The sequence below is a fragment of the Nocardia jinanensis genome (assembly GCF_014645735.1).
Lineage (GTDB): Bacteria > Actinomycetota > Actinomycetes > Mycobacteriales > Mycobacteriaceae > Nocardia > Nocardia jinanensis.
Map to the genome: position 1 here is coordinate 562,196 of NZ_BMMH01000001.1, position 13,849 is coordinate 576,044.

General features: G+C 67.7%; 13 protein-coding genes. 1 reads left to right on the forward strand and 12 read right to left on the reverse strand.

The annotated features are described in order from the left end of the window. Positions 1 to 163 precede the first annotated feature (163 nt). The 11 genes from coaBC to pyrR all read right to left on the reverse strand — a co-directional run bounded on the left by coaBC (position 164) and on the right by pyrR (position 12,263). Positions 164 to 1,384 carry a bifunctional phosphopantothenoylcysteine decarboxylase/phosphopantothenate--cysteine ligase CoaBC gene (gene coaBC / locus IEY68_RS02560; protein WP_062995868.1) on the reverse strand — a complete coding sequence of 407 codons (1,221 nt, stop codon included), beginning with the start codon at positions 1,382 to 1,384 and terminating at the stop codon, positions 164 to 166. Between the two features lie 42 nt (positions 1,385 to 1,426). Beyond that, entirely contained in the window at positions 1,427 to 1,705 is a 279-nt protein-coding gene (rpoZ, locus tag IEY68_RS02565) for a DNA-directed RNA polymerase subunit omega (protein WP_062995869.1), read from the reverse strand. 62 nt (positions 1,706 to 1,767) lie between these two features. Beyond that, complete coding sequence (gmk, locus tag IEY68_RS02570; protein ID WP_062995908.1) at positions 1,768 to 2,340, reverse strand: guanylate kinase; 573 nt, start codon at positions 2,338 to 2,340, stop codon at positions 1,768 to 1,770. Positions 2,341 to 2,360: 20 nt separating this feature from the next. Continuing rightward, entirely contained in the window at positions 2,361 to 2,681 is a 321-nt protein-coding gene (gene mihF, locus IEY68_RS02575; RefSeq protein WP_039825551.1) for an integration host factor, actinobacterial type, read from the reverse strand. A gap of 872 nt (positions 2,682 to 3,553) precedes the next feature. Further along, positions 3,554 to 4,378, reverse strand: a complete 825-nt coding sequence (gene pyrF / locus IEY68_RS02580) for an orotidine-5'-phosphate decarboxylase (RefSeq protein ID WP_062995871.1) — start codon at positions 4,376 to 4,378, stop codon at positions 3,554 to 3,556. Between the two features lie 9 nt (positions 4,379 to 4,387). Then, positions 4,388 to 7,744, reverse strand: coding sequence for a carbamoyl-phosphate synthase large subunit (gene carB, locus IEY68_RS02585; protein WP_062995873.1), 3,357 nt, complete (start codon positions 7,742 to 7,744; stop codon positions 4,388 to 4,390). Beyond that, a complete protein-coding gene (carA, locus tag IEY68_RS02590; RefSeq protein ID WP_062995874.1) occupies positions 7,744 to 8,862 on the reverse strand; it encodes a glutamine-hydrolyzing carbamoyl-phosphate synthase small subunit in 1,119 nt (372 codons plus the stop codon). The genes carB and carA overlap by 1 nt, the downstream gene beginning before the upstream one ends. Next, positions 8,859 to 9,356 (reverse strand): PH-like domain-containing protein, encoded by a 498-nt coding sequence (locus tag IEY68_RS02595; protein WP_062995876.1) that lies wholly within the window; start codon positions 9,354 to 9,356, stop codon positions 8,859 to 8,861. Before IEY68_RS02595 ends, carA begins: the two co-directional genes overlap by 4 nt. Then, on the reverse strand, positions 9,356 to 10,675 hold the full coding sequence (locus IEY68_RS02600; protein WP_062995878.1) for a dihydroorotase: 1,320 nt from the start codon (positions 10,673 to 10,675) through the stop codon (positions 9,356 to 9,358). The genes IEY68_RS02595 and IEY68_RS02600 overlap by 1 nt, the downstream gene beginning before the upstream one ends. Next, positions 10,672 to 11,628: an aspartate carbamoyltransferase catalytic subunit gene (locus tag IEY68_RS02605; protein WP_062995880.1), complete on the reverse strand. Its 957-nt coding sequence runs from the start codon at positions 11,626 to 11,628 to the stop codon at positions 10,672 to 10,674. Before IEY68_RS02605 ends, IEY68_RS02600 begins: the two co-directional genes overlap by 4 nt. Continuing rightward, a complete protein-coding gene (gene pyrR / locus IEY68_RS02610) occupies positions 11,625 to 12,263 on the reverse strand; it encodes a bifunctional pyr operon transcriptional regulator/uracil phosphoribosyltransferase PyrR (protein ID WP_062995882.1) in 639 nt (212 codons plus the stop codon). Before pyrR ends, IEY68_RS02605 begins: the two co-directional genes overlap by 4 nt. 111 nt (positions 12,264 to 12,374) lie before the next feature. Here pyrR and IEY68_RS02615 point away from each other — a divergent pair, with 111 nt between their 5' ends. Then, a complete protein-coding gene (locus tag IEY68_RS02615; protein WP_189093982.1) occupies positions 12,375 to 12,545 on the forward strand; it encodes a hypothetical protein in 171 nt (56 codons plus the stop codon). Positions 12,546 to 12,645: 100 nt separating this feature from the next. Here IEY68_RS02615 and IEY68_RS02620 read toward each other — a convergent pair whose 3' ends face one another. Further along, positions 12,646 to 13,524: an alpha/beta fold hydrolase gene (locus IEY68_RS02620; protein ID WP_062995884.1), complete on the reverse strand. Its 879-nt coding sequence runs from the start codon at positions 13,522 to 13,524 to the stop codon at positions 12,646 to 12,648. Between the last annotated feature and the right edge of the window lie 325 nt (positions 13,525 to 13,849).

Consider the following 13,849-nt stretch of genomic DNA (forward strand, 5'->3'; position numbering starts at 1 on the left):
CGAGCTGTGCCCGGTCGTGCCTGCGCAGCGGCACGCCGAGCCCGAAGCGGGCTGGATCGTATCGCGTTGGCGCGCCGGGCGGGGACCGCTCGTTGTGGAATTCGTCCAGCGGGCAGTACGGGATACGGAAGTACAGCGGTTCGGCGGGCACGAGCCCGGGACCTCAACTCAGCAGGGGGCCCAGCGCGTCCAGGACGCGGCTTGCCAGTAGCGCCTTCGATCCGTGGTCGAGCGCCTGTTCGCTGCCGTCCGCGCGCAGCAGCCAGCCGTCGTTGGTGTCGACCTCGAACGCCTTACCGTCGCCCACCGCGTTCACCACCAGCAGATCGCAGCCCTTACGGGCCAGTTTGGCCCGCGCGTGGGTGATCACATCGCCGTCCGCGTCACCGGTCTCGGCCGCGAATCCGACGATGGCCGTTCCGGGCAGCCGGCCCTCCCGGCGCTCCTGGACCAGACCGGCGAGGATGTCCTCGTTCTTGGCCAGGGCGATGGTATCGGGTTCGGCCTTGCCCTTCTTGATCTTGGCAGCGGCCACCGTGGCGGGCCGGAAATCGGCGACCGCGGCGGCCATGATCACCGCGTCCGCCCCGACAGCGTGCTTGTCGACGGCGGTTTTGAGCTGCTCGGCGGTGGTGATGTGGACCAGCTCGACCGCGGCCGGCGGCGCCATCTCGATGGTGTTCCCGGCGATGAGCGTGACCTGGGCACCGCGCTGGGCGGCGACCCTGGCGAGCGCGTACCCCTGCTTACCGGAGCTGCGGTTACCGAGGAAGCGGACCGGATCCAGCGGTTCCCGGGTGCCGCCCGCGGTGATCACCACCCGCTTGCCCACCAGATCCCGCGGCACCGCGTCGGTGCGTTCGAGCAGCAGGGTCGCGAGACCGAAGATCTCCTCGGGTTCGGGCAGTCGCCCCGGACCGGTATCGGTACCGGTGAGCCGGCCGGACGCGGGTTCCATCACGGTGGCACCGTGCGCGCGCAGGGCCGCCACATTCGCGACGGTGGCCGCATGCTCCCACATCTCGGTGTGCATGGCGGGCGCGAACAGCACGGGACATCGGGCCGTGAGCAGGGTCGCGGTGAGCAGATCGTCGGCGCGGCCGTGTGCCGTCCGCGCCATGAGGTCTGCGGTGGCGGGGGCGATGACGACGAGTTCCGCCTCCTGGCCCAGCCGCACATGCGGCACCTCCGGCACATCGGAGAAGACTCCGGTGTGCACGGGATGACCGGACAGCGCCTCGAAGGTCGCCTTACCCACGAACTGCAGTGCCGCGTCGGTGGGGATCACCCGGACGGTATGGCCGGTCTCGGTGAACCGCCGCACCAACGCGCACGCCTTGTACGCGGCGATTCCGCCGCCCACCCCGACAACTACCCGCGCCATCGCGCGCCTCCTGCCCTATCGGCCTTACGCCCGGCTAGCGGGTCATTCGCCTTCGGTGTGCTCGAGCAGATCGCTGTGGATCTCGCGCATCGCCACCGACAGCGGCTTCTCCTGCGGCAGCGGCTCCACCAGCGGGCCGACGTACTCGAGGATGCCGTCACCCAACTGGTTGTAGTAGTCGTTGATCTGACGGGCGCGTTTGGCCGCGTAGATCACCAGGCTGTACTTGGACGAGGTGCGGTCGAGCAGCTCGTCGATCGGCGGGTTGGTGAGGCCGATCGGGGTGTCGTAGGCGGGCGTTACGGTGTCCGAACTGCTCACTGAGGAAGCTCCTGCGGGGTCGGTGGCTCGGCTACACGGCGGCTCTCCGGCCGCGCAGCGGGCTACGAATTGGAATTCGTGCTGACGAACAACGATACCAACTGCGCACAGGCGCTGGTCACGGTGTCGTTCACGATCACAGTGTCGAACTCGTCACGTGCGGCCAATTCCACCCGTGCGGTCTCCAGCCGGCGTTCGATGACCTCCGGCGATTCGGTGCCGCGACTGCGCAGCCGCTCCACCAGCACCTCCCAGCTGGGCGGTGCGAGAAATACCAGCACGGCCTCCGGCATCGCCCGCCGGATCGACCGCGCTCCTTCGAGGTCGACCTCGATGAGTACCGGCAGACCCTGCGACAATGCGGCGCGCACCGGCGCGGCCGGTGTACCCGACCGCTGCAGCCCGCCGTGGATATCCGCCCATTCGAGCAGATCGCCGGATTCGATCATCGAGTCGAATTCGGCCCGGCTGACGAACCGATAGTCGCGACCGTCGACTTCACCGGGACGCGGGTCCCGTGTCGTCGCCGAGACGCTGAAAACCAGTTCGGGCAGCCGTTCGCGGACACATCGCACCACGGTGGACTTGCCCACGGCCGAGGGGCCGACCAGTACAACCAGCCGACCCTTCGTCATGTTCTCGATCACCGAGGTTGTCAGGCGCCGAGATCGAATTTGGCGAGCAGCGCTTTGCGCTGCCGGTCACCGAGACCACGCAGCCGTCGGGTCGGCGCGATCTCGAGCTCGTTCATGATCTCCTCGGCCTTCACCTTGCCAACTTTGGGCAGGGCTTCCAGCAGTGCGCGCACCTTCATCTTGCCGATGATCTCATTGGTCTCGGCCTGACCGAGGACCTCTTTCAAATCGGTGCCGCCGCGCTTGAGGCGATCCTTGAGCTCTGCCCGCTCACGGCGAGCGGCAGCCGCCTTCTCCAGAGCAGCAGCACGCTGCTCATCAGTCAGCTGGGGAAGGGCCACGGTTCCTCCGTCTCATCATTCATTTCATAACCAACTGCCGAACTACCCGGCAGTCTCAGCGACCGTACCCACGACGCCCCCGGATTGCGAACCCACCCCCCAGGTCAGGGCATGAATCGGACCCGGTATCACCCCCCTGTCCACCCGCCCGCATCCCTGCTTGCCGTAACCGCAGGTCCCACTCCCCGGATCACGAAATAGCCTGTCATCAGCGGGTTTTCGAGCAGTGACCAGAGTTGCGGCGCGATAACCACACCCCCCGACGACCGGCTGGCTACCTCCCAGCCGCCCTACCAGGAATTTTCTGGGAAATTTTCGCTCGAGCACCTGCTGAGCGAGTGAAGGAGGGCTCGGCGAGCCGGATCGGGTCTCTCCGGTGGCCCGAGAAAGGGCGGATAAGCGTCCGAATAGTCCGGTTACTTTCGGTTTCTTTCGGCAAGCCGGAACAGGATCGCGGGAGCAGAAGCACCCCCGGCCGAGGGCGCCGAGCCGAGGAGCCGAAAGGAAGCCGACGAAAGCGACCAGCCGGTCGGCTTATAGTTGCGGGCCGACCCGAAGGCCACCCATACCCCATGGCCCCCGCATAGACCCGGACCTCGAATCCCGACGCAACCCGCATGAGTCGAGTCTTACGAGACACCTCGAAGGGTTGAGGCCGTCTCGCCGTTCAGGCCTCGAAGCGCATGCGCCGAAGGCGCGAGTCTCGAGGCCTGAACGGCGAGACTCCGGGCCTCAACCCCCGCGCGCCAGCGCGCCGAAAACACAGCACCTCCGCGAGCAAGCCCACATCCCCAACAGCTCACATCAGACGCCACCCAGTGGCGCCCCAGCCGCCTCAGGGCCGCGTTCATCGCCCCCTGAGCAGCCCCACTTCACCGAAGGAAGGCGAATTCGTCCTGGAAGGCCGCCAGGCGGGCACGGAGCGCCGTCACCGAGGGCCCCGCCCGGAGTACATCCCGGGAGACATTCGGTACCGCCGCGGGCCACAGCGGTTCCGGGAGCAGTGCCCGGACCTTCTCCGCAGTACCACCTTGTACCCCGACCCCCGGCAGCAGGATCGGGCCGTTGAGCATCGTCAGGTCCGGGATCTCGGTGAGGGTGGCTCCGACCACCACACCCACCGAACCTGGTTGCCCGGCGGGGTTGAGCTGGGCCGCGTCGTCGACCACACTCTGCGCGATCGTGCGCCCGCCCACCGTTGCCTGCTGGACCTGGGCAGCTTCCGGATTGGAGGTGGCGGACAGGACGAAGACACCGCGATGATTGGCGTGCGCCAGTTCCAGAGCGGGGCGCAGGGAGCCGAAACCCAGGTAGGGCGAGACAGTGACCGCGTCCGCGCCCAGGGGACCGTCGGCGAGCCACGTACGGGCGTAGGCCTCCATCGTGGAGCCGATATCACCACGTTTGGCGTCGGCGAGGACCAACGTGCCGGAGGCGCGCAGCACCTCGATGGTGCGTTCGAGCACCCCGATCCCGGCCGACCCGTAGGCCTCGAAGAAGGCGACCTGTGGTTTGACCACCGCCACCATTCCGTCGAAGGCTTCGACGCACGTTTCGGCGAAGGCCTCGAGACCGTCGGCATCGTCGGACAGGCCCCAGGCGTCGAGCAGGGCGGGGTGCGGGTCGATCCCGACGCAGATCGGCCCGTGGATGCTCTCGGCTGCGGCCAGCCGCTCGCCGAAGGTGGTGGTCGTCATCTCCGCCCCTCAGCCGCGCAGCGCCGAATGCAGTTCCTGCAGGGAGCGCACGCCGAGGCCGCCGTTGATACTGGCCTCGATGCCCTGTACGGCCGCCGCGGCGCCCTGGACCGTGGTGATACAGGGGATGTTCACCCCGACCGCGGCGCTGCGGATCTCGTAGCCGTCGATACGGGGACCAGAGTTGCCGTAAGGGGTGTTGAAGACCATATCGACCTCGCCGTCGCGGATCTGGTCCACGATGGACGGCTCGGGGGGTGCGCTGCCACCGGACGAGGAGACCGGGTCGGAATGTTTGCGCACCTGTTCACAGGGGATCCCGTTGCGGCGCAGCATTTCCGCGGTACCGGCGGTGGCAAGGATACGGAAGCCGAGGTCGTGCAAGCGTTTCACCGGGAACACCATGGCGCGTTTATCGCGGTTGGCGATGGAGACGAATACAGTGCCCTCGGTGGGCAGCGAACCATAGGCCGCCGACTGGCTCTTGGCGAACGCGGTGCCGAAATCGGCATCGATGCCCATGACCTCACCGGTGGATTTCATCTCCGGCGAGAGCAGTGAATCCACCTGGCTGCCGTCGGCGCTGCGGAAGCGGTGGAACGGCAGTACCGCTTCCTTGACCGCCACCGGTGCGTCCAGCGGGACATGCCCGCCGTCGCCCTCGGGCAGCATGCCTTCGGCACGCAGTTCGGCGATGGTGGTACCGAGCATGATCCGGGCGGCCGCCTTGGCCAGCGGTACGGCGGTGGCCTTGGAGACGAACGGTACGGTGCGGCTGGCGCGCGGATTGGCCTCGAGGACGTAGAGGATGTCGTCCTTCAACGCGTACTGCACGTTCAGCAGACCCTTGACGCCGATACCCTTCGCCAGCGCGATGGTGGAGCGGCGTACCGCCTCGATATCGCTGCGGCCCAGCGTGATCGGTGGCAACGCGCACGCCGAGTCGCCCGAGTGGATACCGGCTTCCTCGATATGCTCCATAACACCGCCGAGGAACACCTCGTCGCCGTCGCAGAGCGCGTCGACGTCGATTTCGATGGCGTCTTCCAAGAAGCGGTCCACCAGCACCGGATGTTCGGGGCTGAGTTCGGTGGCACGGGAGATGTATCCCTCGAGGGACTGTTCGTCGTAGACGATCTCCATACCGCGACCACCCAGTACGTAGGACGGGCGCACCAGCACCGGGTAACCGATATCGGCCGCGATCTTGCGGGCCTGTTCGAAGGTGGTGGCAGTGCCGTACTTGGGCGCGGGCAGCCCGGCGGCGACCAGGACGTCACCGAATTCGCCGCGGTCCTCGGCAAGGTCGATGGCAGCGGCACTGGTGCCGACCACCGGGACTCCGGCGGCGGTGAGCCGCTCCGCGAGACCGAGCGGGGTCTGCCCGCCGAGCTGCACGATCACTCCGGCGACCGTGCCGGATTCGGTTTCGGCGTGGTACACCTCGAGCACGTCCTCGAAAGTGAGCGGCTCGAAGTAGAGGCGGTCGGCGGTGTCGTAGTCGGTGGACACCGTTTCCGGGTTGCAGTTGACCATGACCGTCTCGAATCCGGCGGCCGACAATGTCTGCGCGGCGTGCACACACGAGTAGTCGAATTCGATGCCCTGGCCGATGCGGTTGGGCCCGGAACCCAGGATGATCACCTTGTCGCGATCGGGCTGCGGGGCGACCTCCGATTCGGCCGCGGGATCGAGTTCGTAGGCCGAATAGTGATACGGGGTCCTGGCCTCGAATTCGGCGGCGCAGGTATCGACCGTCTTGAACACGGGCCGCACACCGAGGCGGTGCCGCAGGGAACGCACACCGTTCTCGCCGGCCAGTTCCGGCCGCAGCGCGGCGATCTGGCGGTCCGAGAGCCCGTGGTACTTCGCCCGGCGCAGCAGCGATTCGTCCAGGACGGGGGTCTCGAGCAGCTCGTCACGCAGTTCCACCAGCCCGGCGACCTCGGCGACGAACCACGGGTCGATCCCGGACGCGGCGGCGACGTCTTCGATGCTCGCCCCGAACCGCAGGGCCCGTTCCACCTGGTAGATACGACCCTCGGTCGGAATCCGCAGATCCGCGAGGATTTCCGCGATCGCGGCGTCGATATCGGCCTGATCAGCGGAAGCCGGCGCCCATTTCCCGTCCACCACGGTCCAGAACCCAGCGGCTTTGGTTTCCAGTGAACGCAGCACCTTGCCGAGGGCCTCGGAGAAATTACGGCCCAGTGACATGGCCTCGCCCACCGATTTCATGGTGGTGGTCAGCGTGGGATCGGCGCCCGGGAACTTCTCGAACGCGAACCGCGGCGCCTTCACCACCACATAGTCGAGGGTGGGTTCGAAACAGGCCGGGGTTTCCTTGGTGATGTCGTTGACGATCTCGTCGAGGGTGTAGCCGATGGCCAGTTTGGCCGCGATCTTGGCGATCGGGAAACCGGTGGCCTTGGACGCCAGCGCCGAAGACCGCGAGACCCGCGGGTTCATCTCGATGACGATGAGCCGGCCGTCGGCGGGATCCACCGCGAACTGGATATTGCAGCCACCGGTATCCACCCCGACCTCACGCAGGATCGCGATACCGAGATCGCGCATCTTCTGGTATTCGCGGTCGGTGAGGGTCAGCGCGGGGGCGACGGTCATGGAGTCGCCGGTGTGCACACCCATCGGGTCCACGTTCTCGATCGAGCAGACGATCACGACATTGTCGCGCCCGTCGCGCATCAGCTCGAGCTCGTATTCCTTCCAGCCGAGGATGGATTCCTCGATCAGTACGTTGGCCGTGGGCGAGGCGGCCAGACCGCCGCCGGCGATCCGATCCAGATCCGTATCGTCGTAGGCCATACCCGACCCGAGCCCGCCCATGGTGAACGAGGGCCGCACGACGACCGGGAAACCCAGCTCGCTCACGGTATCGCGGACATCGTCCATGGTGTAGCAGACCCGGGAGCGAGCGCTCTCGCCGCCGACTCTCGCCACGATGTCCTTGAACTTCTGCCGGTCCTCGCCGCGCTGGATGGCCTCGAAATCGGCGCCGATCAGCTCGACTCCGTATTTCTCGAGCACGCCGCGCTCGTGCAGTGCGACCGCGGTGTTCAGCGCGGTCTGGCCGCCGAGGGTGGCCAGCAGCGCGTCGGGACGTTCCTTCTCGATGACCTTCTCGACGAATTCCGGGGTGATCGGCTCCACGTAGGTGGAATCGGCGTATTCCGGATCGGTCATGATGGTCGCCGGATTGGAGTTGACCAGTGAGACCCGCAGTCCCTCCGACCGCAGTACCCGGCAGGCCTGAGTGCCCGAGTAGTCGAACTCGCACGCCTGACCGATGACGATCGGGCCCGAACCGATGACCAGAATATGTTCGAGGTCGGTGCGGCGTGGCATCAGGCTCCCTTCATCAGACCGGCGAACCGGTCGAACAAGTACGCGGCGTCATGGGGTCCGGCGGCCGCTTCCGGGTGGTATTGCACGGAGAAGGCGCGGCCGTCGATCAGGCGCACCCCCTCCACGACGCCGTCATTGGCGCACACGTGGCTGACTTCGGCTTTGCCGAACGGGGTGTCGAACTGCTCGCCCTTCTCACCTTCCAGCGCGAACCCGTGGTTCTGCGCGGTGATGGAGATGCGGCCGGTCCCGTGTTCGACGACCGGGATGTTGATACCCCGGTGCCCGAACTTCATCTTGTAGGTGCCGCGGCCGAGAGCGCGGCCCAGGATCTGGTTACCGAAGCAGATACCGAACAGCGGCAGGCCCTTGTCGAGCAGACCCTGGGTCAGCGCGACCGCGGTATCCGCGGTGGCCGGGTCGCCCGGGCCGTTGGACAGGAACGCGCCGTCCGGTTTCAGTTCCAGGATCTGATCCAGGCTCACCGACGAGGGCACCACGTGCACCCGCATACCGCGCTCGGCGAACATGCGCGGGGTATTGGATTTGATGCCCAGATCGACGGCGACCACCGTGAATCGCGGGGTGCCCGCCGGTTCGATCGTGTACACCTGCTCGGTGCTCACCTCACCGGCGAGATCGGCGCCCAGCATGGACTGCTGGCCGGTCACCCGGCCGACCAGATCCTCGGTATCCGCGAGTGCCGGTCCGGAGAAGATCCCGGCCTTCATCGAGCCGCGGCTGCGCAGATGCCGGACCACCGCACGGGTGTCGATTCCGGCGATCCCGACGATGTTCTGCTGTTCCAGCTGCCCCGGCAGGGTGCCGGTGGCCCGCCAGTTCGAGGCGCGGCGCGCGGGATCACGGACCGCGTAACCCGCGACCCAGATGCGCTGCGATTCGTCGTCCTCGTCGTTCCAGCCGGTATTACCGATCTGCGGGGCGGTGGCCACCACGATCTGGCGGTGATAACTCGGGTCGGTCAGCGTTTCCTGGTACCCGGTCATGGCGGTGCAGAACACCGCTTCGCCGAGGGTCTGGCCCACCGCGCCGTAGGCGTTGCCGCGGAACACCCGTCCGTCCTCCAGAACCAGGGCTGCGGCCGTTGTCTTCGTCATTTCTCGTCATCTCCCGTCGTTGCCCGCGCCCAGGCCGGATACACCGTTTTGTCGTCGCCGCGGAACCCGGTGTCGATCTCGGTTCCGGTCGGCAGCGTCCAGCGGATCACCAGCACTCCGCCCTCGCTCATCACCTTGCCCGCGTGCCCGCGTTCGGTCCGGATCACGGAGACGGATTCCGCCGGAATCCAGATCGCGGACGCGCCCTGTCGTTCCAGCAGGATCCCGTGTTCGAACCGGGTGAGTTCCGCGGTCGCGCGGAAGCCCAGATCCCCGACCGTGATCCGGTCCTGCCAGCTCGGCGCGATGGTGCTGCCGAGGTAGAGGCCGGTGGTCGGTTCCAGCACCCGTGCCCCGGTCTCGTTCGGTACCGGCGGCAGGTCACCGATGCGTTCGGCCTGCCGCGCTGCCCGATTACGCCAGCCCCGGTACATCAGGTAGACGAACAGCGCCCACAGCAGTACGCAACCGACAACCCACAGCGTCCGTTCCATCAGCGCTCTCCTGCTCGTACGCCGACGGGTGCGGCGGCCACACCGTCGCGGGCGGTGATCCGGCCGCGCAGCAATGTGGTGGTCACCCGTCCAGGCAGCGTCATCTCCTCGTACGGGGTGTTGCTCGCGATACTCGCGAGCTCATCGCCCGCCACCGTCCAGGTGGCCTCCGGGTCGACGAGCACCAGATTGGCCGGTTCGCCCTCGGCGATCGGACGGCCCTGGTCGTCGAGCCCGACGATATCGGCGGGCCGTTCGCTCATCACCCGGGCCACACCGCGCCAGTCCAGCAGACCGGGCCGCACCATGGTTTCCACCACGACGGACAACGCGGTTTCCAAGCCCAGCATGCCGGGCCGGGCCGCCGCGAATTCGCAGCATTTGTCCTGTTCGGCGTGGGGCGCGTGATCGGTGGCGACACAGTCCACGATTCCCTCGGCCAGCGCCTGCCGCAGCGCCTCTGTATCAGAACCCTCACGCAGCGGCGGATTCACCTTGTTCGCCGCGTCATAGGTTTCGAGGCGGGCGTCGGTCAACAGCAGATGATGGGGTGTGACCTCCGCGGTGATCGAAATACCTTGCGCTTTCGCCCATTTCACCAATTCGACGGTGCCGGCTGTGGAAGCGTGGCAGATGTGGACCCGTGCGCCCGCGTCCCGGGCCAGCAGCGCGTCGCGGGCCACGATGGATTCTTCCGCCGCTCGCGGCCAGCCCGCCAAACCCAGCCGGGCCGCGGTCGGCCCCTCGTGCGCCACCGCACCCGAGGTGAGCCGGGGCTCCTCGGCATGCTGCGCGATGAGCACACCGAGTGAGCGGGCGTACTCCAGTGCCCGGCGCATGATCAGCGGGTCGTCCACACAGTGCCCGTCATCGGAGAACATCCGCACCGCACCGGCGGCGGTGGCCATGGTGCCCATCTCGGCGAGCTGAGCACCAGCCAGTCCCACGGTCACCGCGCCCACCGGGTACACATCGACCAGACCGACCTCCTGGCCGCGCCGCCACACATGGTCGGTGACCACATGGGTATCAGCGACCGGCGAGGTGTTGGCCATGGCGAATACCGCGGTATAGCCGCCGAGCGCGGCGGCGGCGGACCCGGATTCGATGGTCTCGGTATCCTCGCGACCGGGTTCGCGCAGATGGGTGTGCAGATCCACGAACCCGGGCAGCAACACCTGGCCGTTTCCGTCCACGATTTCGGCGCCCTCGGCCTGCAGGTCGCTTCCGATCCGCCGGATCACGCCGCCGACGATCAGCACATCCACCGGATCGCCCTCGCCGTAGGGTCGCACCCCGGTGATCAGCACGTCGCTCACGCCGCGGCCTCCTGCACACCGACCAGCAGGCGGAACAGCACCGCCATACGCATATGAACTCCGTTCGTCACCTGTTGCAATACGGCGGCGCGGGGTGAATCGGCCACCGACGACGCGATTTCCATACCGCGCAGCATCGGGCCCGGGTGCAGTACCACCGCGTGTTCGTCGAGCAGCGCCAGCCGTCGTTCCGAGAGGCCGTAGCGGATCGAGTACTCCCGGGCCGACGGGAAGAATCCGCCGTTCATCCGTTCCGCTTGAACCCGCAGCATGAGTACGGCGTCGGCGCCGGGCAGTTCGGAGTCCAGATCCACCGAGACCCGCACCGGCCAGTCCTCGACCCCTACCGGCAGCAGCGTGCGCGGTGCCACGAGCACCACCTCGGCGCCGAGTGTGGACAGCAGGAAAGCGTTGGACCGGGCCACCCGGCTGTGCAGGATATCGCCGACGATCACGACCCGCTTCCCGGCGATATCGCCGAGCCGCTGCCGCAGAGTCAGCGCGTCCAGCAGCGCCTGGGTGGGGTGCTGATGTGTGCCGTCCCCGGCGTTGATCACCGCGGGCACCGCGCTACCCGTCCGCCGCGACCAGTCCTCGAACCAGCGGGTGATCTGATGGGCCGCGCCCGAGGCGGGATGCCGGACGATGAGCGCGTCGGCCCCGGCGGCGTGCAGCGTGAGCGCGGTATCGCGCAGCGACTCCCCTTTGGCGACCGAGGAGCTGCTCGCGCTCACATTGATCACATCGGCGCTCATCCATTTGCCCGCGACCTCGAAGGAGACCCGGGTGCGGGTCGAGTTCTCGAAGAACACGGTCATCACGGTGCGGCCGCGCAGAGTGGGAAGTTTGTGCACCTCGCGGCCCAGCAGCGCCTGTTCGAAACGTTCGGCCTCGTCGAGCAGTCCGGTGGCGGTGTCGTGATCCAGATCGGTCACGGTCAGCAGATGTCTCACTGTCCCTCCCCCTGGTGCAGGAAGACACCGTCGCGGCCGTCGTGTTCGGTCAGCAGCACCGAGACGTCCTCGGTGCGGGAGGTGGGCACGTTCTTACCGACGAAATCGGCGCGGATCGGCAATTCGCGGTGGCCGCGATCGACCAGGACCGCGAGCTGGACGGCGCGCGGGCGGCCCAGATCCCGCAGGGCGTCGAGGGCGGAGCGCACGGTGCGGCCGGAGAAGAGCACATCGTCGACGAGTACGACCAGCGCATCCTCGACCCCACCCTCCGGCACCGAGGTGCGTTCCAGCGGACGATGCGGTTTGCTGCGCAGATCGTCGCGGTAGAGCGTGATGTCGAGCGAACCGAGCGCGGGCCGGACGCCGGAGAACTCCTCGATCTTGTCGGTGAGCCGATGCGCGAGCGTGGTGCCGCGGGTCGGAATGCCGATCAGGACCACCCGGGGCGTGCCGGGGTCACCCGAATCGAGGGCGGTGCGTTCGATGATCTGGTGCGCGATCCGCGCGATGGTGCGGCCGACATCGGAGGCGGACAGTAGTTCGCGCCCCGTCGCCACCCATTCCGGCATATGCCGCTCGGGGGGCGGTGTCGCCTCGGCAGCGCCGGGTGTCCGTTCTTCGGGCACGGCCATACCGACCTCCTTCCCCGCCTCACTGGACGGTCCGTTAAAGGATGTCTTACGCCGAGCAGCCTATCAGCCGCCGAAAGAGCCCTTTCACCAGGTGAGGACGGGGGTCGGTATGTGAGCCCGGTTACGGGCGGTCCCACCGGCCGAGGGTGTGAGCGCCGTCTCGGCTGGCCCGAAGCGGGGGTCACCGAATTCATGGCGGCGCCCTACAGGACACCCGCCGAACAGGACCGCACGGTCGAACTACTCGCCGAGCTGGCCCGCCGGACCCCACACGCGGCCTGAGAACCGGGCCGCGACCACCCGGCGGCGGCGTCGGGGCCGGACTCGGCCCGGCCGGACGGTGCCGCATTCCGCCGACCGATGAATTCGATCGGACCGGATGTCACCCGGCCGTATGCCCGAGAACGGCGGCGGCCAGCTCCTCGTGGACCTGCGGCGGCAGTGTATGACCCATCCCCGGCACGATCCTCAGCCGTGCCCCCGGAATCCGCTCGGCGATGATCGCCCCGTGCCCAGGCTTGACCGGCTCGTGACTGCCCTCGACGACCAGCGTGGAAGCCCGTACCCGGTGCAACGCCCCCACCGGCTCGAAGTCCGGCGCGGCCGCCGCGGCCAGCCGGTGGTTGGCCACCGCCGTCAGGTCCCGGGCCCGATCGTGGATCCGCTCCTGTAGGCGGCGCGCCGCGTCCTCGTCGAACGGCAGCCCGGTGCCGTGCAGTACGCGCTGTTCGGCGAGCATCCCCTCGATCCGGGCCTGCCGGTTCTCCGGCGGCGCGGCGGCCATCAGCTCGCGGTAGAAGGATACGAACTCCGGAGCCGGCCCGGGCAGGTCGCCGTCGAGCTGCGGCTGCCCCATCAGGGCCTGCATGAGCACCCGGCCTTCCCCGCCGCCGAGCGGTGAGGAGCCGATAACGGTCAGCGAGCGCACACGCTCCGGCCGCTCCACCGCGACGAACTGGGCGAGCAGCCCGCCCGCCGAATGGCCGACCAGATGCGCGCTCTCCAGGCCGTGGGCGTCCAGCACCCGGTACACGTCGTTCTTGATGTCTTCCCACGTGTACGGAGTCGCCGCGAAGTCGACGGTGCCCGACAGACCGGTGTCGCGATGGTCGTACCGGATCACCCGCCGGCCGCCCGCGACGAGGCGGCCGACGAACTCGTCCGGCCACAGGATGCCCTGCGACATCGACCCCATGATCAACAGAATCGGTACATCGGCAACTGCGCCGAATTCTTCACTCCAGATCTTCACATCACGCATAGCTCGAGCGATTCCCTTCTGTAGTACTGACTGCCGCGCCGGCTCCGCTCCCGTGCTCCGGTCCGTGTCTTCACCCGGTCGCGAGTACGAGCGAACCGTTCCGGTCGGTCGTTACCGGGCGCCGCGCCTACCGTGCCGAGGCCACCCGTTCCCGGAGTTGGCGACCGCCCGTGGCGACACCGGGCGAGCCGTGAATCGCTGCTGGTTGTTCCGAATCGGGAAGGTGCTGTGGCGCTTTCGCATATCGGTACTGCCTTTCGTGAAACCGGTGGAGGCCGGGCCTTCGGCGGGGCAGTAGACGAGCTCCGTCGTTCTTACTGCCTCA

Excerpts from the sequence above, each read along its gene's own strand:
- carB (WP_062995873.1), bottom strand. The coding sequence starts at position 7,744 with ATGCCACGCCGCACCGACCTCGAACATATTCTGGTCATCGGTTCGGGC.
- IEY68_RS02620 (WP_062995884.1), bottom strand. The coding sequence starts at position 13,524 with ATGCGTGATGTGAAGATCTGGAGTGAAGAATTCGGCGCAGTTGCCGAT.
- gmk (WP_062995908.1), bottom strand. The coding sequence starts at position 2,340 with ATGACGAAGGGTCGGCTGGTTGTACTGGTCGGCCCCTCGGCCGTGGGC.
- IEY68_RS02595 (WP_062995876.1), bottom strand. The coding sequence starts at position 9,356 with ATGGAACGGACGCTGTGGGTTGTCGGTTGCGTACTGCTGTGGGCGCTG.
- coaBC (WP_062995868.1), bottom strand. The coding sequence starts at position 1,384 with ATGGCGCGGGTAGTTGTCGGGGTGGGCGGCGGAATCGCCGCGTACAAG.
- pyrF (WP_062995871.1), bottom strand. The coding sequence starts at position 4,378 with ATGACGACCACCACCTTCGGCGAGCGGCTGGCCGCAGCCGAGAGCATC.
- carA (WP_062995874.1), bottom strand. The coding sequence starts at position 8,862 with ATGACGAAGACAACGGCCGCAGCCCTGGTTCTGGAGGACGGACGGGTG.
- pyrR (WP_062995882.1), bottom strand. The coding sequence starts at position 12,263 with ATGGCCGTGCCCGAAGAACGGACACCCGGCGCTGCCGAGGCGACACCG.